This window comes from Burkholderia sp. HI4860 (genome assembly GCF_002223045.2).
GTDB lineage: Bacteria > Pseudomonadota > Gammaproteobacteria > Burkholderiales > Burkholderiaceae > Burkholderia.
In genome coordinates this window covers 1-18865 of the sequence record NZ_NKFO02000001.1, presented here as the reverse complement: position 1 = coordinate 18865, position 18865 = coordinate 1, and the positions used below count along the sequence as shown (strand labels likewise).

13 protein-coding genes and 6 pseudogenes are annotated in these 18865 nt (G+C 61.5%); 11 read left to right on the top strand and 8 right to left on the bottom strand.

What is annotated here, in order from left to right:
- Positions 1-93: 93 nt before the first annotated feature.
- The 6 genes from CFB34_RS39160 to CFB34_RS00070 all read left to right on the top strand — a co-directional run bounded on the left by CFB34_RS39160 (position 94) and on the right by CFB34_RS00070 (position 6107).
- Positions 94-369: a GNAT family N-acetyltransferase gene (locus tag CFB34_RS39160; RefSeq protein WP_347404410.1), complete on the top strand. Its 276-nt coding sequence runs from the start codon at positions 94-96 to the stop codon at positions 367-369.
- Positions 370-838: 469 nt separating this feature from the next.
- Complete coding sequence (locus tag CFB34_RS00090; RefSeq protein ID WP_089443085.1) at positions 839-1438, top strand: TIR domain-containing protein; 600 nt, start codon at positions 839-841, stop codon at positions 1436-1438.
- A 297-nt stretch (positions 1439-1735) separates the two neighbouring features.
- Positions 1736-3142, top strand: coding sequence for an SIR2 family protein (locus CFB34_RS00085; RefSeq protein WP_242808526.1), 1407 nt, complete (start codon positions 1736-1738; stop codon positions 3140-3142).
- A gap of 8 nt (positions 3143-3150) precedes the next feature.
- On the top strand, positions 3151-3591 hold the full coding sequence (locus CFB34_RS00080; RefSeq protein ID WP_089443083.1) for a TIR domain-containing protein: 441 nt from the start codon (positions 3151-3153) through the stop codon (positions 3589-3591).
- A 766-nt stretch (positions 3592-4357) separates the two neighbouring features.
- Positions 4358-5350: an IS5-like element ISBmu2 family transposase gene (locus CFB34_RS00075; protein ID WP_006412423.1), complete on the top strand. Its 993-nt coding sequence runs from the start codon at positions 4358-4360 to the stop codon at positions 5348-5350.
- Positions 5351-5810: 460 nt separating this feature from the next.
- Entirely contained in the window at positions 5811-6107 is a 297-nt protein-coding gene (locus tag CFB34_RS00070) for a hypothetical protein (protein WP_089429160.1), read from the top strand.
- 208 nt (positions 6108-6315) lie between these two features.
- Here the strand turns inward: CFB34_RS00070 and CFB34_RS00065 are convergent, their stop codons facing one another.
- The 3 genes from CFB34_RS00065 to CFB34_RS00055 all read right to left on the bottom strand — a co-directional run bounded on the left by CFB34_RS00065 (position 6316) and on the right by CFB34_RS00055 (position 9926).
- The gene (locus CFB34_RS00065; RefSeq protein ID WP_089443082.1) at positions 6316-7557 is read right to left on the bottom strand and encodes an amidohydrolase family protein; all 1242 of its coding nucleotides are present in this window, start codon (positions 7555-7557) and stop codon (positions 6316-6318) included.
- 12 nt (positions 7558-7569) lie between these two features.
- On the bottom strand, positions 7570-8886 hold the full coding sequence (locus CFB34_RS00060; RefSeq protein WP_089443081.1) for an MFS transporter: 1317 nt from the start codon (positions 8884-8886) through the stop codon (positions 7570-7572).
- A gap of 128 nt (positions 8887-9014) precedes the next feature.
- Positions 9015-9926 carry a LysR substrate-binding domain-containing protein gene (locus tag CFB34_RS00055; protein ID WP_089443080.1) on the bottom strand — a complete coding sequence of 304 codons (912 nt, stop codon included), beginning with the start codon at positions 9924-9926 and terminating at the stop codon, positions 9015-9017.
- A gap of 183 nt (positions 9927-10109) precedes the next feature.
- Between CFB34_RS00055 and CFB34_RS00050 the strand changes: the two genes are divergently transcribed.
- From CFB34_RS00050 to CFB34_RS00040, 3 genes are all read left to right on the top strand, one after another.
- Complete coding sequence (locus tag CFB34_RS00050) at positions 10110-10520, top strand: TIGR02594 family protein (RefSeq protein ID WP_089428115.1); 411 nt, start codon at positions 10110-10112, stop codon at positions 10518-10520.
- A 143-nt stretch (positions 10521-10663) separates the two neighbouring features.
- Positions 10664-11296, top strand: a complete 633-nt coding sequence (gene yfcF / locus CFB34_RS00045) for a glutathione transferase (protein WP_089443079.1) — start codon at positions 10664-10666, stop codon at positions 11294-11296.
- A 6-nt stretch (positions 11297-11302) separates the two neighbouring features.
- On the top strand, positions 11303-11485 hold the full coding sequence (locus CFB34_RS00040; protein ID WP_069250984.1) for a hypothetical protein: 183 nt from the start codon (positions 11303-11305) through the stop codon (positions 11483-11485).
- Positions 11486-11535: 50 nt separating this feature from the next.
- Here CFB34_RS00040 and CFB34_RS00035 read toward each other — a convergent pair.
- From CFB34_RS00035 to CFB34_RS00015, 5 genes and pseudogenes are all read right to left on the bottom strand, one after another.
- Positions 11536-12976, bottom strand: a pseudogene (locus CFB34_RS00035) (efflux transporter outer membrane subunit).
- Between the two features lie 19 nt (positions 12977-12995).
- Positions 12996-14564 (bottom strand): annotated as a pseudogene (locus CFB34_RS00030) (DHA2 family efflux MFS transporter permease subunit).
- A gap of 13 nt (positions 14565-14577) precedes the next feature.
- Positions 14578-15665 (bottom strand): annotated as a pseudogene (locus tag CFB34_RS00025) (HlyD family secretion protein).
- 62 nt (positions 15666-15727) lie between these two features.
- Positions 15728-16159: a MarR family winged helix-turn-helix transcriptional regulator gene (locus CFB34_RS00020; protein ID WP_089443075.1), complete on the bottom strand. Its 432-nt coding sequence runs from the start codon at positions 16157-16159 to the stop codon at positions 15728-15730.
- An 81-nt stretch (positions 16160-16240) separates the two neighbouring features.
- A pseudogene (locus tag CFB34_RS00015) lies at positions 16241-17155 on the bottom strand (LysR family transcriptional regulator).
- A 90-nt stretch (positions 17156-17245) separates the two neighbouring features.
- On the opposite strand from CFB34_RS00015, the pseudogene CFB34_RS00010 reads away from it, so the two are divergent.
- Both CFB34_RS00010 and CFB34_RS00005 read left to right on the top strand, forming a co-directional pair.
- Positions 17246-17673, top strand: a pseudogene (locus CFB34_RS00010) (MarR family winged helix-turn-helix transcriptional regulator).
- Between the two features lie 187 nt (positions 17674-17860).
- Positions 17861-18865, top strand: a pseudogene (locus CFB34_RS00005) (aconitase X); the annotation flags it as partial.

The following is an 18865-nucleotide window of genomic DNA, read 5'->3' as shown; positions in this document are numbered from 1 at the left end:
CACGAGGCGATCGGATTCGCCCGCTTTTTTGAGAAGTTCGCCAGTACCGGAGACATCGCTAACAATCAGCGGCTGAAGACTCGATCGCCGAAGATGTCGCGCATGGCTTCGTCACCGGGTACTTCGATTTCCCTTTTGCCCAACTCGTCTGCCATGACTAGTGGGCACGGTTTGGCGAGGAAGCTTATAGCTATGCTTGAGTTACGGGCGGTCGACTCGGGTTGCACGGTGATCAGGCTTGAGACTGGACCCTATCAACACGAGGCGCTGGCTTTGTATGCGTCTGCCGGATATCAGCGTCGGGGTCCGTTTGGTGATTACACGGACGATCCGTTGAGTGTTTTCATGCAGAAACACATCGCGTCCTGAGGAGCAGGCTCGTGCGGACTCAAAATGGTGTCTAGCGATGTCAGGTTGGTCGTCCGGTTTGCGGCACTTGCTGCCGCCGCCCGAGCCATGCTGTGGTCTCTCGAATGGTTGGTCCGTTCGAAAACTCGCCCCATGTTCAACGCACGCTTGCAAACCTTTGCTGGCATTGGCCGAGTGTTGGGCAATGGCGGTATAGATCGCTGTCCGGTCTGCGGCCAGCGGATCGTTCGAAGAACATCATCCTGCGTGAGATCATTCGAGCCAGTCTCAATCATCCCGCGTGCCCTGGCGAAACGCGATTGCAATATGAGGAATTGCAAGAGGAAATTTTCCTCTCTTATTTCAATAGAGATCGTGCTACAGTCACGGAGTAGTGATTCCAAGGCGGCGTCATGCGATGTCGGTTAAGGTCATATTCGGACTATTTTATTAAATTGCGATAGGCTACAAAAGCTGGCGCAGAATAAAAATGAGACGCTGCAAGTCAAGTACCAAATCGGGGCGTCGCTGTCTCAATCAGCCGTTGAAAGGAAGCGACTTCTGCAGGATTCATCAGTCTGCTTTATCGGCGAGCGAGGCAATCGCCGTTGGTACAGGCGCATTGCTTGGCAATACCATCGCTCCAGGTGTGGGCGGCCTATTGCTCGGCGGAATTGCAGGCCATTTTTTCAGGACGGTTTTCAGGAGGGAAGGCGTGGAAAAGACGCGTATATTCGTGAGTTTTGACTTCGATAACGATCGGGTGCTGAAAGATTTTATCCTTGGGCAGGCTAAGCTGCAGGATTCCCCGTTCGAGGTCATCGATCACTCCCTAAAGGAGGCGGCCCCTGAGGACGACTGGGAAAATAAGGCGCGCACGGCAATTAGCCGTGCCGATATCGTCGTCGTTATGGTTGGACCCAAGACGCACAAAGCACAAGGCGTTCTCAAAGAGGTAGCGATGGCGCGTGCAGCGGGCATCAAGATTGTTCAGGTCATCGGGTACAAGGACGGTGACTACACCGCAGTTCCGAATGCGGGCCGGTTGTACGCATGGAACTGGGAAAACCTCAAGAAGCTGTTGGGCTAAGAGAGCGAACGGGATGAGCCCAGACGGTATCGTTGTCCAACGTTGCACTGATCGGCTCGCTAACTCACGTTTGGCGCTGCGTATAGTAAAAACTATGAAGTACATCGGATATCACTCAATAGATTCGTAGCAATATGTTGTGCGTTTGGGCGATGTGATGCTATTTATAAGGCTAAGAATATTGCGTTTGCTTTTTAATATAAATCAAAAACTCTGATTTTTTTAATGAGCGAATGTCGAGATCGGCTTAAGAAAAAATGAATAGGGGGATGTATGCATAGGGACCAAATAAAACTCGTGGAGGCTCTTTCCAAAGAGCTCGAAGAAGGAAATCTCGCAATATTCGCTGGCGCAGGATTTTCCCGCGGTGCTGGATACGTTGATTGGAAAACTTTGCTGAAGCCGATCGCAGACGATCTCGATCTTGATGTCGAAAAAGAATGGGATCTTGTCACATTGGCGCAGTACCACACAAACGTCAATCACTCAAATCGAGCAAAGCTCAACCAGCTTCTGGTAACAGAATTCTCTACGAATTTAGTGCCGACGGAGAATCATCGCATTCTTGCTAGACTGCCTATTTATACGTTCTGGACAACAAACTACGACAAACTGATTGAATCCGCTCTTGAGTTAACGGGAAAAATTCCTGACGTCAAGTACACGGTCAAGCAGCTGGCGACGACGCGTCGCCACCGAGACGCTATTGTTTACAAGATGCATGGTGATGCCGACCACGCATCAGAAGCTGTGTTGATTCGCGATGACTACGAGCGCTACCACCTTGCAATGCAGCCGTTCATTACTGCGCTGAGTGGCGACCTCGTGTCAAAGACCTTCCTGTTCTTGGGGTTCAGTTTCACTGATCCGAATCTTGAATACATCCTCAGCCGTGTCCGAATCCAGTATGGGAAGGACCAACGGCAGCATCATTGCGTTCTGCGGCGGGTAAGCCAAAGTGAAGGTGAAAGCAAGGCCGATTTTGAGTATAGACAGCGAAAAGAAAAGCTGTTCGAAGGAGAGCTGTTGCGCGTTGGTATTAAGGCAACCTATGTTGACGAGTACGCTGAGATAACGACTGTCCTGAAAGCAGTTGAAGACAAGCACAAACGGCGAACGATTTTTATCTCTGGAGCCGCACACGATTACTCGCCGTGGACCCAGGCCGAGTCTGAGAAGTTTGTGTACAACCTGAGCCGCGAAATCAGCAGGGCAGACTTTCGGGTCATCTCAGGATTTGGTCTCGGTATCGGCAGCGCGGTTATCACGGGTGTCCTTGAGCAGACCATAATGAATGGAGGTCGCCTCGACACCGATCAGTTGGTCTTGCGACCGTTTCCCCAGACTCGAGCCGGAGCCCGACCACTCCCAGAACTGTGGCGGGAGTATCGCCACACGATGATTGATCACGCGGGCATCGCTATCTTCCTATTTGGAAATAAAGTGCAGGGTGATGACGTTGTGGAGTCGAACGGAATGCGCGAGGAATTTGACATTGCTCGCGAGAAAGGTGTATTCGTCATCCCCGTCGGTATTACCGGCTCGATAACCCGAAAGATTTGGGAGGAGGTGCTCGCAACTTTTGATCCGACCAAGCACCAGAACGGCGCTCAAATGCTGCCGCTACTACAAGCTCTTGGCGACGATAAGACAGATCTCGATGCCGCCATGGGAATCGTGTTGAAACTTCTGAAAATCATCTAGGAACAGAAATGGCAAGAAAAGTCTTCTTCAGCTTCAAGTATGACGATGTCCAGCGTGCAATGAATGTGCGCAATAGCAATGTCATCACGGGTGCAATCAAGTCGGGATTCATCGATAAAGCGGACTTCGAAGAGGTCGAGCGCAAGGGCGACAGTGCCATCAAAGCATGGATTGACAAACAGCTCGAGGGTACGACAGTCACCGTGGTGCTGGTCGGCGCGAATACGGACAAGAGTCGATGGGTCAAGTACGAGATCGACCAGAGTATCTCTCGGGGAAATGGCATTCTGACCATTGATATCAGCAAGATCAAGGATCTGGACGGGAACACCACTGGGTGCTGCAACCTGCGAGTTAAGGGGTACAACCACTACCTGTGGAACAACGACAACGGTAGGGATAACCTCGGTAAATGGGTGGAGGACGCAGCTGTAGCCGCAAGCAAATAGTTAGCAGCTTCGGGCGGACTGTTGGTTTCCCCGACTCGAATCACTTTGGCCGATCGAAAATTGATAAAAATTTTGGATGGCTTGTTTCACAAAAGCGGAGGCGTGACCAGCTGCTGTGCTGACGCCCTCCGCACAACGACGAGCGGGCGTGAGTTTCGACACCAGCTTCCGGGAGGAGGCAAGGCCCAGAACGGTAGCGAAGGTTTTGACGTTTTCCTTGCGCATCCGTCAACGATATTGAACTTGATCTTGGCGTGAAGGCGTGTTTGGACATACATGGCTGTAGGGTTTATGTCGATTTGGCAGAAAACTCGTTTCTGGACCGTGGTGCGAACGTTCGGAAAGAAACTAGTAGCTGCTACGCAATCGCCGTCATCGGAGCATCGGCAAAGACCAATGACTTGTCCGCGAGTGACGGCAGGGAATGACCGATCCACTCTCATACCTCCTCTCGGGACTATGATGCATCGACCGGTTGAATCTGCCATCGATTGCCGCCGTTGGCATTGGCGGTAACCTCGCACGATTGGCGCTCCAACGTGGCTCCTAAGGGTACGGCCATAAGCGGCCGTGCGTAACCTACGCGTTGAGCGTTGGCAGTCTTGGACGATACGGCTTAAGAAGAGTTGCGGTCGACGTATTTCCCGAAATTGAAATAGTCGGGGATCGATCGGCCCTAGGGAAACGCTGATTTATTCGGCTCGGCGGTCATCGCAGACGTAGCCGAGGACGTTTAGAAGACAGCTCACGGAACGGACCCACGACGATGAAGAGGCAGATCGGCTTCGCGGAAGCGGAAATTGCAGGCAAGAAGCGAGTGACGAGGCGCCAACGCTTCCTGGAAGAGATGGAGAAGGTCGTTCCGTGGCAGCGCTTGCTGTCGGCCATCGAACCGCACTATCCGAAGGGCACGCGAGGTCGCCCGCCGATTGGCCTTGAGCGGATGCTGCGAATCTACTTCGTGCAACAGTGGTACGGACTGTCGGACGAAGGACTGGAAGACGCGCTGTATGACAGCATCACGCTGCGAGCCTTCGCCGGCATCGATCTGGCGATCGAGAACGTGCCTGATGCAACCACGCTGTTGAAGTTCCGGCGCCTGCTGATCGAACACGAACTGACACGGAAGTTGTTCGACGAGATTGGCATCTCGCTGTGCGAGCGTGGGCTGATGATGAAGGAAGGCACGCTGGTTGACGCGACGATCATTGAAGCGCCGCCGTCGACCAAGAATGCCGGGAAGAGCCGTGACCCGGAAATGCATCAAACGAAGAAGGGCAACGAATGGCACTTTGGCATGAAAGCCCACATTGGCGTCGACGCCGACTCGGGCCTGATTCACAGTGTGGTTGGCACGGCGGCCAACGTGTCGGATGTATCGCAAGCTCATGCCCTGCTGCACGGGCATGAAGAGCAGGTGTTCGCCGACGCGGGCTACATTGGCGTCGACAAGCGCGAGGAAATGGCGGGCAAGGCCGTGAAGTGGCACGTCGCTGCCAGGCGGGGAAAGATCAAGGCGATGCAAGAAGGAGCGCTGAAGGACCTGGTGATCGCGCTCGAGCGAACCAAGGCGCAGATCCGTTCGCGGGTTGAGCATCCGTTTCATATCGTCAAGAATCTGTTTCAGCATCGCAAGACCCGATACAAGGGCTTGGCCAAGAACACCGCGCAACTGTTCAGCCTGTTCGCTCTGGCGAATCTGGTGATTGCGCGAAATCTGTTGCGATCGGTCCATGGGAGCAGTCCGTCATGCGTATGAAAAATGCGAGCAGGGGAGGCTCGCTTACGCGCCAAATTCACTGAATTGAGCGCCGATTCGCTTCGTCATCCAGAAAATTTGAAGCCATCTCGCCTGCAACTTCGGAAGTTGGTCCATTGATCAGCGTTTCCCTAGCGATTCATGGGGTACAAGTCCTCCGAATCACTGACATGAAACATCAGGCACGGACACGCTCCCTATACCTAACGGCCAATCCCCCCAATCCCCCATTTCTGAGATGCCAGCCCGACTACACTGGTCTTGAAGCCTTGCTTCTCGTCATCGGGAGTAGAACGCAGTCCCCTCCGCCCCGATGGTCGACCGTAAGCCGTCTTGCCCAACAAGACCCAGCGAAGGGGGAGAAAGAAGGGAAAACCCAAGGCATCAAAAAAGCGCGGGCCGCATGGGCGGCAACCCATACGACCCGCTGACCACCACCAACTCACACCAGGAGTCGGAAATGGCTGACGCCAATACTAAGCCACGTCGTAGAAAGAACAAACCGGTCAACATGCAAAAGACGTTTGAGCTGGTCCTGCGCAACTACCCGGACCTTCCCAAGCGAGGCTGGCCGTATCTGCCGTGGATGAAGGCGATCGACATTGATTTCAAGATCTTCGGATTCAAGCCTGGCGACCGCGTATACGTGGACGCCAACTACGCGACCCGGCAGATCACGATCACGCCGGATTACAGCCAGTTGGCGTTGCGAGAGCAGCCGTACCACGATCTTGACCGTGGACCGTCGACGCTATAACGCCTGCAAGGGCCGCTTGATGCGGCCCTAGCGAGTGGAATGCAGGCGTTTCCCGAATGCGACTGACTGCCGGGGCGACACCGCCCCGGCCATTGCTGCAAACGCCGCGACTCACACCTCCAGCCACCTTCAACAACTGTCACGACCGCAAGGTCCGTGAGGCGACACGGCGCCTGCCGAAACAGCCGAATGGCGTCAAATCATCAAATCAACGCCCACCGGCTTGCCGCTTCACAAGCGCCCCCCGCTGCAACACATACTCGACCCGCGCGCCTTCATCGGCCACGACTCCGATATCTTCAAGCGGATTCCCATCCAGCACGACGAGGTCGGCGATCGCGCCCACGGCCACCACCCCAAGCTGCCCCTGCATATTGACGATCTCCGCCGCGACGGTCGTCGCCGACCTGAGCGCTTCCAGATTCCCGAGCACCTCCGCCCGAATCCGAAACTCTCCGCTTTGAAACGCGTGCATTTCCCCGAGTAGATCCGACCCGAACCCCATCTTCACGCCGGCGTTCGCATAGATTTCCAGCGATTCGCGGCCTTTCTGCTGAACGGAAGCCACCTTTGCCACCGAATCCGGCGGCATCCCGAACTCCGCGCCGTGTTTGGCCAGCGCGTCATAAGTGACAAGCGTGGGCACGACAAACGCGCCATGCTCGCGCATCAGCTTCGCCGCCGCCTCATCCACGAGATTCCCGTGCTCGATCGTCCTAACCCCACACCGCACCGCCCGAGCAATCGCCCGCCCCGTATACGCATGCGCCATCACATACGTATTCGCGGCTTCGGCCTCATCCACGATGGCCCGAATCTCGTCCTCGGAGTACTGCGTGTTCGCAATCGGGTCGGTAGGCGAAGCCACGCCACCTGACGCCATGATCTTGATCTGCGTCGCGCCTTTCTGAATCTCCTCACGCACGGCAAGCCGCACACCTTCGACCCCGTCCACCACCCGAGCAATCGCCCCCGTCCTGAAACAGCAAGAACAAGGCTCCAGCAAATCCCCGCGCGGCCGAAAGTCCCCATGCCCGCCGGTCTGCGACAACGCCTTTCCCGACGGAAAAATCCGCGGCCCCGACACCAGCCCGGTTTCGACCGCCTGCATCAAACTCCAGTCTGCGCCCCCAGCATCGCGCACGCTGGTGAACCCGCGCGACAACATCGCATCGAGAATCGGCAACGACCGAATCGCGGCAAGAATATTCGGCTGCGTCGCATTCACACCGAGGTTCGCATTCGAAGCCAGCACATGCACATGGCAATCGATGAATCCCGGCATCACGGTCTTGCCGCGCACGTCGATCACCTGCGCATTCGGCAAATCCACCGGCCGATCGGTGACTTCGACGATCCGTTCTCCGTCGATCACGACATGATGATGGTCGAGCAGCACGCCCCGTTCGAGATCGAGTACGTTGCCGCCTTGCAGCACGGTAATGGTCATGGATAGAGATCCTTATCGATTGACGGAAGCCGCCCGCTTGGCGTCCTTCACGAAGCGCGTTCCGATGAAACTGACGGCCGCCGCGAGCGTCACGTAGAAGGCCGGCGCCATGTTGCTGCCAGTGCGGGCGATGAGCCACGTGATCAGGAACGGCGCGAAGCCGCCGAAGATCGTGACCGCGAAGTTGTACGCAACGGACAGCCCGGTCGACAGCACCTTGGTCGGGAACAGTTCGGCGAACGCCGCGAGGATCGGCCCCGTGTAGGTCGCGATCAGCACGCCGAACACGGCCTGGAACACGATCAGCGACGTGAACCCGGGCGCATGGTTGATCCACGCGAACATCGGCCACGCGAGCAAGAAGATGGCCAGCGCCGATCCGGACAGGAATACGCGCCGTCCCCACACGTCGGCGAGCCGGCCGACGATCGGCGAGCAGCACATGATCATCAGCCCGCCGACCATGCCGGCCGCGAAGCCGGTCGATTGCGGCAGATGCAGCGTGCGCACGGAATACGTCGGCATGTAGAAGAGCAGCACGTAGGTGCAGACGGTCCACAGAATGACCATCGAAAAGCTCGCGAACGTCTCGCGCGGGTAGGTGGACAGCACTGCCTTCAGCGGCGAGCTTTCTTTTGCCTGCGCTTCGACGGCGCTGAAGGCGGGCGTCTCGTCGATATGGCTGCGGATGTAGTAGCCGACGGGCCCGACGATGATCCCGAGCAGGAACGGCAGCCGCCAGCCCCAGCTATGCAGCGCCTGCGTGTCGAGCGACGTCGTGACGAAGGTGCCGGTCGCGGCGCCGAGCAGCACCGCGAAGCCGATGCTCGACTGGATCCAGCTCGAGTAGTACGCACGCTTCTCCGGCGGCGCGTATTCGGTGAGGAACGCGGTGGCGCCGCCCATCTCGCCACCGGCCGAGAAGCCTTGCAGCAGCCGCGCGACGACGATCAGCAGCGGCGCGGCGATGCCGGCCTGTTCGTAGGTCGGCGCGAGCCCGATGAGCGCGGTGCCGGCGGCCATCATGAGGATGGTGAGCGACAGCGCGGCCTTGCGCCCGACCTTGTCCGCGTAGATGCCGAGCACGATGCCGCCGACGGGCCGCATGAAGAAGCCGACGCCGAACGTCGCGACGGTCAGCAGCACGGACGTCAGTTCGTTGCCGGTCGGAAAGAACAGTTTCGCGATGATGACCGCGAAGAAGCTGTAGACGGTGAAATCGAACCATTCGAGACCATTGCCGATCACGGTCGCGACGATGGCGCGGCGGCGCTGCTGCACTGCCGCATCGACGGCAGGCGCGGCGCGCGGGGAAAGCGTTCCTTGCATGGTCTCTTCCTCTATCGGAATCAGAAGGCGGGACGGCTGCCCCGCGTGAACCCATGCTAAGGACAGCGCGATTTTTTTCTGAAACGAAAGATTTGCATGCACGCATGCGCTACGCGCATGCATCGCAATCAGGACGCGGTCTGCTTCTCCGCCTGTTCGAACAGCCAGCGTGTGAACAGGCGTGCGGCGTGGTTCTGCGCGCGGTCGTTCGGCGAGATCACGTAGTAGCCGCCGCCGTGGCTCGCGGATGCTTCCGTCACGCGCACGAGCAGGCCGGCCTCGATGCATGCGTCGATCATGTAGCGCCAGCCGAGCGACACACCCTGGCCGAGAATCGTCATCTGTACGATCTGCGGATAAGAATTGATCGTGATGTCCTGCGGCCGTGCCTTCTGCCGGTCGATGTCGTTCTGGTCGAACCATTCGGACCACGACATCCATTGGCGCTGGCCATCCTCGAGACGCAGCAGCGTCTCGTTCGCAAGATCGGCTGCGTCGAGCGTGCGGCCGGCCAGATAGCCGGGCGAGCAGACCGGAAACACTTCCTCGTCGAACAGGCGGCGCGCGGTGTATTCGGCCGGCGCCTGCTGACGCACGTAGTACACACCCACGTCGAACTCCGCCGGCGACATCGACGCGAGCCCGTCGCGCACGATCAGCCGCAGCTTGATGTCCGGATAGGCGGCGCGAAACGCGGGCAGGCGCGGTGTGAGCCACAGCAGCGCAACGCCCGACGAGCATGCGATCGTCAGTTCGAGATCGCCATAGGGCTTCATTACATCGTGCGTGGCTTCCGCGCATTGCGTGAGGAGATGGTGCACCTGCGCGGCGTATTGCTCGCCGGCGATCGTCAGCCGCAGCGAACGATGTTCGCGCACGAACAGCGAGCGGCCGAGGAATTCCTCGAGCTGCTGGATCTGCCGGCTGATCGCGCTTTGGGTCAGATGCAGCTCGGTGGCCGCGCGCGTGAAGCTCGCATGCCGCACGGCGGCTTCGAACGCGATGAGGCACTGAAGGGGCGGCAGGGGCGTGATGCGCATGGCAGCTTGGGAGGTCGAGGAGGCTGCCGATATGATACGAGCGGATCGAAAGGAAATCACAAGGAAGCAGGGTGCGCCAGTCACCGCATTCATGCGAAGATTGACCGCACAACACACTCGCCCGAGAACGACGTGACCCTATTCAACCCTGAGAGCAAACCGGACGCCGCCCATCCGCCGTGGATGCCCGTCGCGATGGCCGAACTCGGCATCCGCCGCCATCCGCCCGGCAGCATCAACCCGCGCATCGTCGAATACAACAACCAGACGAACCTGGTCGGCTACGACGACAAGATTTCCTGGTGTTCGTCCTTCGTCAACTGGTGCATGACGCACGCCGGCATACGCGGCACGGGCTCGGCGCTTGCGCGTTCGTGGCTCGAATGGGGGAGGCCGCTGGAACGCCCGGTCTACGGCTGCATTGCAATCCTGACCCGCGACGATCCCGCGAGCTGGAAAGGGCACGTCGGTTTCTACCTGCGTCACGATGACGAGCAGGTGTATCTCTTCGGCGGCAATCAGCTGGAAGAAGTACGCGAACTCGCGTACCCGTTGAACGAAGTGATCGGCTACCGCTGGCCCGACGCCGCGTGACGACGCAGCAACAGCCCATACAAAACCACGAGCGCCGCGTAACCGGCCGCTGCTAACCTGTCACACAACCGCATCGACCCACCCGGAGCCCGTCGGCGCATCAACGCGCCGCCACCGGCCTCCGCACCCACAAGGAGCCTGCAGTGCAAACCGGTCATCTCCGTCTCTACGCGGATACGCAATACACGAGCCCTTACGCGATGTCGGTCTTCGTGGCGCTCGAGGAAAAAGCGTTGCCTTACGAACTGGTGACCGTCGACCTCGGCAACCGCGCGCATTTCGCGCCCGACTACGCGGCGACGTCGCTGACGCAACGTGTGCCGACGCTCGTCCACGACGATTTCGCGCTGTCGGAATCGTCGGCGATTACCGAGTATCTCGACGAGACTTTCCCGGGCACGCGGCTCTATCCGGTCGAGCCGCGCCAGCGTGCGCGGGCGCGACAGGTGCAGGCGTGGCTGCGCAGCGACCTGATGCCGGTGCGGACGGAGCGGTCGACCGAAGTGCTGTTCTACGGGCCGTCGAGCGAGCCGCTGTCGAGTCTCGCGCAGGCCGCCGCGCAGAAGCTGTTCGTGGCCGCCGACAAGCTGCTTGCACCGGGCGCGTCGAACCTGTTCGGCGAGTGGAGCATCGCGGATGTCGACCTGGCGGTGATGCTGAACCGTCTGGTGCTGAATGACGATCCGGTGCCGCAGCGCCTCGCCGACTATGCACGTGCGCAGTGGGAACGGCCGTCGGTGCAGCGCTGGGTGAAGCTGAAGCGGCCGCCGTTGTAATTCGCCATGAACGTGATCTGGCCGATCCTCATGGTGCTCCTGTTGGCGGCAGGCGTGTTTGTTGCGGTCCGGTTCTGGCACAAACTCATCACGCGTATCGTCACCGTGATCGTCGGATTGGGTATTGCGTGGATCGTGGCTTACTCGATTGCGTTGACGACGGTCCAATGTCTCGGATCGTGCGGCTGAAGAGCGGGGCGCCGGCAAGTATGGAAGCCGCCGCCCTGTCGTGATCCCGCCTAGTTCTTCGCCACTTCCTCCGATTCCGTCGGCGGCCCACCCGCCGCGTCATTCCTGCTCCACCCACCCCCGAGCGACCGATAAAGCGCCACCGCCGCCAGCGCATGTTCGCGCTTGACCTGATTCAGCGAATCCGAATCCCGCAGATAAACCTCCTGCGCGGACAGCACATCCAGAAAATCCGTCGCACCGCCCTTATAGAGCTGATTCGCCAACCCAAGCGCCTTGTCCGACGCAGCCAGCGCGCTACCCAGCCTGCGCGTCGCCTCATCGGAACTGACGAGATTCGCCCGCGCATCCTCGACTTCCCTCAGCGCCTGCAGCATCGTCTGCCGTAACCCGAGTTCCGACTCGCGCATCCGGCTTTCGCTCTGCGAGATGTCGGCGGTAATGCGCCCCGCATTGAAGATCGGGCTCGTCGCACTCAACGCCGCACTGAACAGGTTATCGGTCAACGTCGGCAACCCGAGATAAGAAGCCGCCAGAATCCCGTCCGTCAGGTTCAACGAAAACTTCGGATACCGCTCGGCCTTTGCCACACCGACTTGCGCGGCCCGCCGCTCGACCTGCGCATACGCGGTCAGTACATCAGGCCGCCGCAGCAACGCCTGGAAGGCAACGTACCCGGTGCGCCAACCGGCGGCGCGGGAATTTCCCCGCCTGCGCGAGCACCAGCCGATCAACAGATTCCGGCGTCCTCCCCGAATACACCGCAATCAGATTGAGCTGATGCGCAATCTGCGCCTGCGTCGGCGGAATCCGCGCTTCGAGCGCATCGAGCTGGTTCTGCGCACGCGTGACGTCAAGCTCGGTCGACAGCCCGAACGTCTGCCGCTTGCGCGTGAGTTCGAGCGCATGCTGCCGGATCTTCGCGTTGTCCTGCAGGATCTTCAATTCCTGCTGCGCCCAGCGCAGATCGACATACGCGGAAGCCGCATCGGCCGCGAGCGCGAGCCGCATCGCATCTTCCGCATGCTTCTGCCCGACGAGCTCGGCCTGAGCGGCAAGCAGATCGAGCCGTTCACCGCCGAACACATCCGGCGACCAGCTCAACGCGAGCCCGGCACCCGCCTGCCGCACATACCCGAGCGGCGGCGGCGTGTTCTGGCGTGCGTCGGCCGCATGCGCGGTCGCATCGAGTTCGGGCAGCAGCACTGCGCGCTTCTGCACGGTCAGCGCCTGCGCCTGCTTCACGCGTTCGGCGGCGGCCTGCAGATCGAGGTTGCCGTCGAGCACGGTGGCGATCAGCCGGTCGAGCGCGGGATCGTGGAATTGCGCCCACCACGCGGCGGCGTCGATGTCCGCGCGCGGCACATCGGTGTCCCATGCGTCCGGCGCGAGCGTCCGAACCGAATCCTGAAGCGCCGGATGCTGCGCGGGCTGCACCGCGCATCCGGCGGCGAGTGCGCTGACGGCGAGGGCGACGAGAAGTTTTTTCATGATGGGGATGACCTCAACCTCAGTGCGCGTCCGGCGGCGGCGCGTTCAGGGAAATGGGTTTGGAGAAGACGACCGCGAGCAGCGCGACGACGAAGCACAGCGACAGCGCGTAGTACGCATCGGCATAGGTGAGCGTGAGCGCCTCGCGATAGATCAGGTGATGCAGGTTCGCGAGCCCGGCTTGCGCGGTGTCCAGCGTGTTGCCGGCCACCGACGTCCAGTACGCAGCCTGCCGATCGAGCAGCGACGCGATCTGCGGCTGGCCGGCGCTCACGTGCTCGTTCAGGCGCAGGTAGTGAAAGTTCAGCCGGTCGTTGAGCATCGTCGCGCTCACCGCGATGCCGATCGCCCCGCCGAGATTGCGCATCAGGTTGAACAGGCCGCTCGCCGATTTCAGGCGCGACTGCGGCAGCGAGCCGAGCGCCATCGTCACGATCGGCGGCACGCTGAACTGCTGGCCGATGCCGCGCAGCGCCTGCGGCAGCAGCAGTTCGCGCCAGCCCCAGTCGTGCGTGATCGGCGTGTACAGGTAACAGCCGAGCCCGAAGCAGATCAACCCGAACACGAGCAGCGCGCGCAGGCTGAAGTAGCGCGCGGCGAACGCATACGCGCAGAGCGCAATCAGCTGGAACGCGCCGACCGACAGCAACGCGATGCCGATCTGCAGCGAGCTGAACGCGCGCACCTGCGCAAGAAACAGCGGCGTCAGGAACACGGTCACGAAGATCCCGATGCCGGTCACGAACGACAGCAGGCTGCCGATCCCGAAGTTGCGCACGACGAGCGCGCGCAGGTCGACGATCGGATCCTTCGCGGTCAGCGCATGCACGATGAACAGGAAACCGCAGATGCCGGAGATCCACGCGCAGATCACGATCGCGTCGTCGCCGAACCAGTTCTTGCGCGGGCCTTCCTCCAGCACGTATTCGAGGCAGCCGAGGAAACCGGACATCAGCATGATGCCGAGATAGTCGCCGCGCTTGATGAGGCTGAGGTCGGGTTCGTCGATGTGCACGTAGCGCGGCACGAGCGCAGCCACCGCGATGCCCGCACGAGGTTCAGGTAGAACAGCCAGTGCCACGACCATTGATCGGTGATCCAGCCGCCGATCACGGGCCGATCGCCGGGGCGAGCGACGCGAGCGCGCCGATGGTCGTCGACGCGATCAGCCGCTGCTTGCCGGGAACAGCACGAACGCGGTGGTGAACACGGTCGGGATCATCGCGGCGCCGAGCGCACCCTGCAGCCGCGAAACAGGATCATCGAATTGATGTCCCACGCGACGCCGCACAGCATGCTGGTGATCGTGAAGCCGACCGCCGATGCGGCGAACAGCCAGCGCGTCGACATCACTTTCGACAGCCAGCCCGACATCGGATCACGATGATCTCGGCGATCAGGTAGGCGTTTGCACCCACGACAGTTCGTCCTGGCTGGCGGACAGGCCGCCGCCGATGTCGCGCAGCGACGACGCGACGATCTGGATGTCGAGCGTCGCCATGAAGAAGCCGACGCACATCAGCGCGAACGCGAACACGCGCTGCTTCGTCGGTTGCGACGCCGGGTCGCCGGAAAACGCGGTGGTCATCGTCGGCTCCCGTTCAGTTCGCGTGATCGGTATGCACGGTCACGACCGCGGAGAGCCCGGGGCGCAGCACCTGCTCGAGGCCCGGCTGCGGATCGAGATGCACGCGCACGGCACGCGCTGGACGATCTTCGTGAAGTTGCCGGTCGCGTTCTCGGGCGGCAGCACGCTGAAGGTCGCGCCGGTGGCGGGCGCGAGGCTGTCGACGCGGCCGTGCAGTTTCGTGTTCGACGCATCGAGCGATACGTCGACGCGATCGCCGCGTGCATCTTGCGCAGTTGGTCTTCCTTGAAGTTCGCGTCGATCCACAGGCCGGACGCCGGCACGACGGTCAGCAGCGGCACGCGACGTTCGCGAGCATCCCGACGCGGCCGTGCGGTTGCCGACGTAGCCGTCGACCGGCGAGCGGATCGTCGTGTATTCGACGTTGAGCGCGGCGACACGCTGCGCGGCAAGCGCGGTGTTCACGCGGGCCCGCGCATCGGCGAGCTGCGCACCGAGCACGTCGAGCTGCCGCTTCGACGCGAGCAGCGCGGCGTCGCTGCGGTCGACGGCGGCGCCGGCCTTCGAATAGTCGGCGTCCGCGCGTTCGACGATCTGGTTCGACACGGCGTCGGATTTCACGAGCTCGCGATAGCGCACGCGGTCCGACGCGGCACGCGTCAGCTCGGCCGACGACGCATTCTTCTCGGCCGCCTGCTGGCCGATCACCGCGAATTGCAGTTGCTGCTTCGCCTCGAGTTCGGTCACCGCGGAGCGCGCGCTGTCGACTTCGGCGCTGGCCTGTGCGAGCTTCGCGTCGTAGTCGCGCGCATCGAGTTGCACGAGCACGTCGCCGGCCTTCACGCGCTGGTTGTCGGTCACGAGGATCTTGTCGACGAAGCCGTTGACCTTCGGCGCCAGCACGGTCACGTCGCCGCCGACATACGCATCGTCGGTGCTTTCCTGAAAGCGCAGCACGAACAGCCAGTCGAGCGCGGCGCGGCGACGACGATGACGACGGCACCCACCGCGATGCGCATCCACGGCACGCGGCGCTGTTGCTTCGCGGCTGTCGAGTGTGGCTGCTTCACGGGATGAGGCAGCGGCTTGGGTCGTATCCATCGATTCACCTATGTATATGCACTTATCAAGTCGATCGACGCATGTCGTCGATCGGGGAAGGGCTAGCGTTCCGGCAGGTTGTGCGTGATCCGGAACAATTCGTCTCTCAGGCGGGCCGCCTGCGTCGACCCGAACCGCTGCTCGAACGCTTCCTGCGCGGCGAGCCAGTGCACGTGCGCGTCGGCGATCTTCGTTTCGCCGTGCGCGGTCAGCGCGAAGGTCTGGCGGCGGCACCGCGGCTCGATCTGGCCCGCCACCAGCGCCGCGCCGATGAGCGGCTTGAGCGCGCGCAGCAGCGCGGTGCGTTCGATCACCAGCACGGTCGACAGCGTCGCCATCGTCAGGCCGGGCCGGTCGCGCAGCAGCGCGAGAATGCTGTACTGCGACGGCGTCACGCCCGCCCGCGACAGATAGCGCTCGTAGAACTGCGAGATTCGTCGGGCGGCTTGCCGGACCGCGAAGCAATCGTCATCGGTGAGCGTCATCTTGTGCATGTACACATGTTAGGAGGCAATGCGGCTCGAAGCGAGCGGCGGGGCACGATCAGATTGTTGTCGCGGCTGTACCAATCGGCGTCAGGCGGCCGCCGGAACGATCCAGCCTTCGCGGTCGCAATAAGCGGCCGTGTAGTCGATGAACGTCTTGACCTTCGCGGCAGCAGCGCGCGGTTCGCGTAGGCGAGCTTGATCTCGACGAACGCATCGACGAGATCGGCGTCGGCCAGCAACTGCACGAGCGCGCCTGACGCAAGCTGGGCATCGACGAGCGTCTTCGGCACGACGCCGATGCCGAAGTCGTGCATCACCATTTCACGGTTGAAGACGGGGCTGTTCGACGAGATGTCGAAGCGGAACGGCACGGTCAGCGTGTTGCCGTCGACGCGGAACGACAGCGCGGGCCGGCGCAGAGACGGCGACATCGGCACGAATGGGTGATCGGCGAGATCGGCTGGCGCGACCGGCGCGAATGCGCGCGCAGGTACGCGGGTGTCGCGACGATCACGAGCGGAATCCGCTCGATCAGCCGCACGACGGTCGATTCGTTCGTCAGCATGTACGGGACGACGATACGATGTCGTAGCCTTCGCCGACGAGATCGATGGGGCGCTCGGTCAGCGTCACGTCGAGGCGCACTTTCGGGTGCGCGGCTTGAAGCCGGCGATCAGCGGCACCAGCCGGTTCAGCGTGGCCGTCGTGTGCGCGACGAGCCGCAGCAGCCTTCGGGCTCGCGCGTCGGCGACTGCGCTTCCGCCTCGAGCGAGTCGAGTTCGTCGAGCACGGCCGCGCAGCGCTCGTAGATGCGCTCGGCCGTTTCGGTCAGCGACACCTGGCGCGTGTCCGGTGCAGCAGCCGGCTGCCGAAGCGCGCTTCCAGATCCGCGACCGCGCGCGACACGACCGGCCGTGCGAGGCCGTGCATGTCGGCGGCGCGCGTGAAGCTGCGCATCTCCACCACCGACCGGAAAATCCGCAGCTTGTCGATGTAGTCCATGTCCGTCTCCTTGACGCGAGGCCGGCCGCCGGCCTGGTTACGGCGGAGTGTACATTGACTTTATGCATATGCACATATAAATTGCGAAACATGAACGACACCTCGATTGCCCAGGCGTGCAACTGCCTCGCGCTGCGTCAGGCGGCGCGCTTTGTCACGCAACTGTACGAACGCCATCTGGCCCAGTCGGCGTCACGCCCGCCCAGTTCTCGATCATGGCGAACCTGACGCGCCAGCCCGGCCTGCTGATGAGCGAACTCGCCGATGCGCTCGTGATGGATCGCACGACGCTGCTGCGCGCGCTCAAGCCGCTGCAGCGCGACGGCTTTGTCGCGACGGCCGCGTCCGAGCACGACGCGCGCGCGCATGCGCTGAGCCTCACGAAGCTGGGCGAGCGCACGTTCGCTGAAGCGAAAGTCGCCTGGCAGGCCGCGCAGGACGAATTCGAGACGCAGTTCGGCCGCGATCGCGCGAAGGCGCTGCGCGACGAGCTGTTCAGCGTGACCTCGGAACGCTAGACAGCTGGCTGGCGGCAAACTGGAGCTGAATTCGAGCCATTGGTCGCTTCAAAGCCGCTCAAGGGTGGAAATTGGTTTTTGAAAATGTCGGTTAAGTGCTGATCTGGACAGTTTTTATTTCCAGTTGTAGAGTCCCCTGACGGATTTCACGAGCCGGCGCCGCCGGCACGCGTCAGAGGAGCAACCGATGCTGCAGTTGAGTGACCGCGACAGCGCGATGCTGCGCGGGGATTTCGGCGAGGGCGTCGCGCGCGCGATGCGGATCGTCGCGCGCACGGCGCACGTGATGTCCGCGCCGCATTTGATCGACATCACGTCCGCCCATATCGACGGCTGCCTTTACCACGGCCAGACCAGCCTCGACTTCGTCGAGTATTTCGTCGACACCGGCGCGAAGGTCGCGGTGCCGACCACGCTGAACGTCGGTCGCTCGACCTGATCCATCCGGAGCTGTACCACGGCGACCGCACGATCCAGCGCGATGCGCAGCGCCTGATGGATGCGCATCTGCAGCTCGCTGCGAATCGAGCTTCACGTGCGCGCCGTACCAACTGAAGAACCGTCCCGCGAAAGGCGAGCAGATCGCGTGGGCCGAATCGAACGCGATCGTGTTCGCGACTCGGTGCTCGGCGCGCGACGAGCCGCTACGGCGATTTTCTCGACCTGGCCGCTGCGATCACCGGGCGTGCGCCGTATGCGGGGCTGCATGTCGAAGCGAATCGCGCCGCGCGGATCGTGTTCAACGCACCGGAATTCAGTCGCTTGGCCTCGCGCGACATCTATTTCGCCGCACTCGGGCTGCTGATCGGCAGGATCGCGGCGCGGTCGTGCCGGCGATCGTCGGGCTGCCGGCGGACACCACGGAAGACGAACTCAAGGCACTGGGCGCGGCCGCCGCGTCGAGCGGGGCCGTTGCGCTGTTCCATGCGGTCGGTGTGACACCGGAAGCGCCTACGCTCGACGCCGCATTGCACGGACAAGCGGCGCCACGCACGGTCGATGTCACGATGGCCGATCTCGATGAGATTCGCCGCACGCTGAACCACGGCGCGGCCGGCGATGCACTCGTCGCGGTAGCGCTCGGTACGCCGCATTTCTCGCTGGCCGAATTCCGCACGCTCGATACGTTGCTCGATGCATTCGACGGCAGGCCGGCCTGCGATTTCTACGTGAACACGAGCCGATTCATCCT

Bases quoted from the DNA above. Each gene is read 5' to 3' on its own strand.
- CFB34_RS00090 (WP_089443085.1), top strand. From the start codon at position 839: ATGAGACGCTGCAAGTCAAGTACCAAATCGGGGCGTCGCTGTCTCAAT.
- CFB34_RS00040 (WP_069250984.1), top strand. From the start codon at position 11,303: ATGAACGTGATCTGGCCGATCCTCATGGTGCTCCTGTTGGCGGCAGGC.
- CFB34_RS00065 (WP_089443082.1), bottom strand. From the start codon at position 7,557: ATGACCATTACCGTGCTGCAAGGCGGCAACGTACTCGATCTCGAACGG.
- CFB34_RS00020 (WP_089443075.1), bottom strand. From the start codon at position 16,159: ATGCACAAGATGACGCTCACCGATGACGATTGCTTCGCGGTCCGGCAA.
- CFB34_RS00080 (WP_089443083.1), top strand. From the start codon at position 3,151: ATGGCAAGAAAAGTCTTCTTCAGCTTCAAGTATGACGATGTCCAGCGT.
- CFB34_RS00070 (WP_089429160.1), top strand. From the start codon at position 5,811: ATGGCTGACGCCAATACTAAGCCACGTCGTAGAAAGAACAAACCGGTC.
- CFB34_RS00060 (WP_089443081.1), bottom strand. From the start codon at position 8,886: ATGCAAGGAACGCTTTCCCCGCGCGCCGCGCCTGCCGTCGATGCGGCA.
- CFB34_RS00055 (WP_089443080.1), bottom strand. From the start codon at position 9,926: ATGCGCATCACGCCCCTGCCGCCCCTTCAGTGCCTCATCGCGTTCGAA.
- CFB34_RS39160 (WP_347404410.1), top strand. From the start codon at position 94: ATGTCGCGCATGGCTTCGTCACCGGGTACTTCGATTTCCCTTTTGCCC.
- CFB34_RS00050 (WP_089428115.1), top strand. From the start codon at position 10,110: ATGCCCGTCGCGATGGCCGAACTCGGCATCCGCCGCCATCCGCCCGGC.
- CFB34_RS00075 (WP_006412423.1), top strand. From the start codon at position 4,358: ATGAAGAGGCAGATCGGCTTCGCGGAAGCGGAAATTGCAGGCAAGAAG.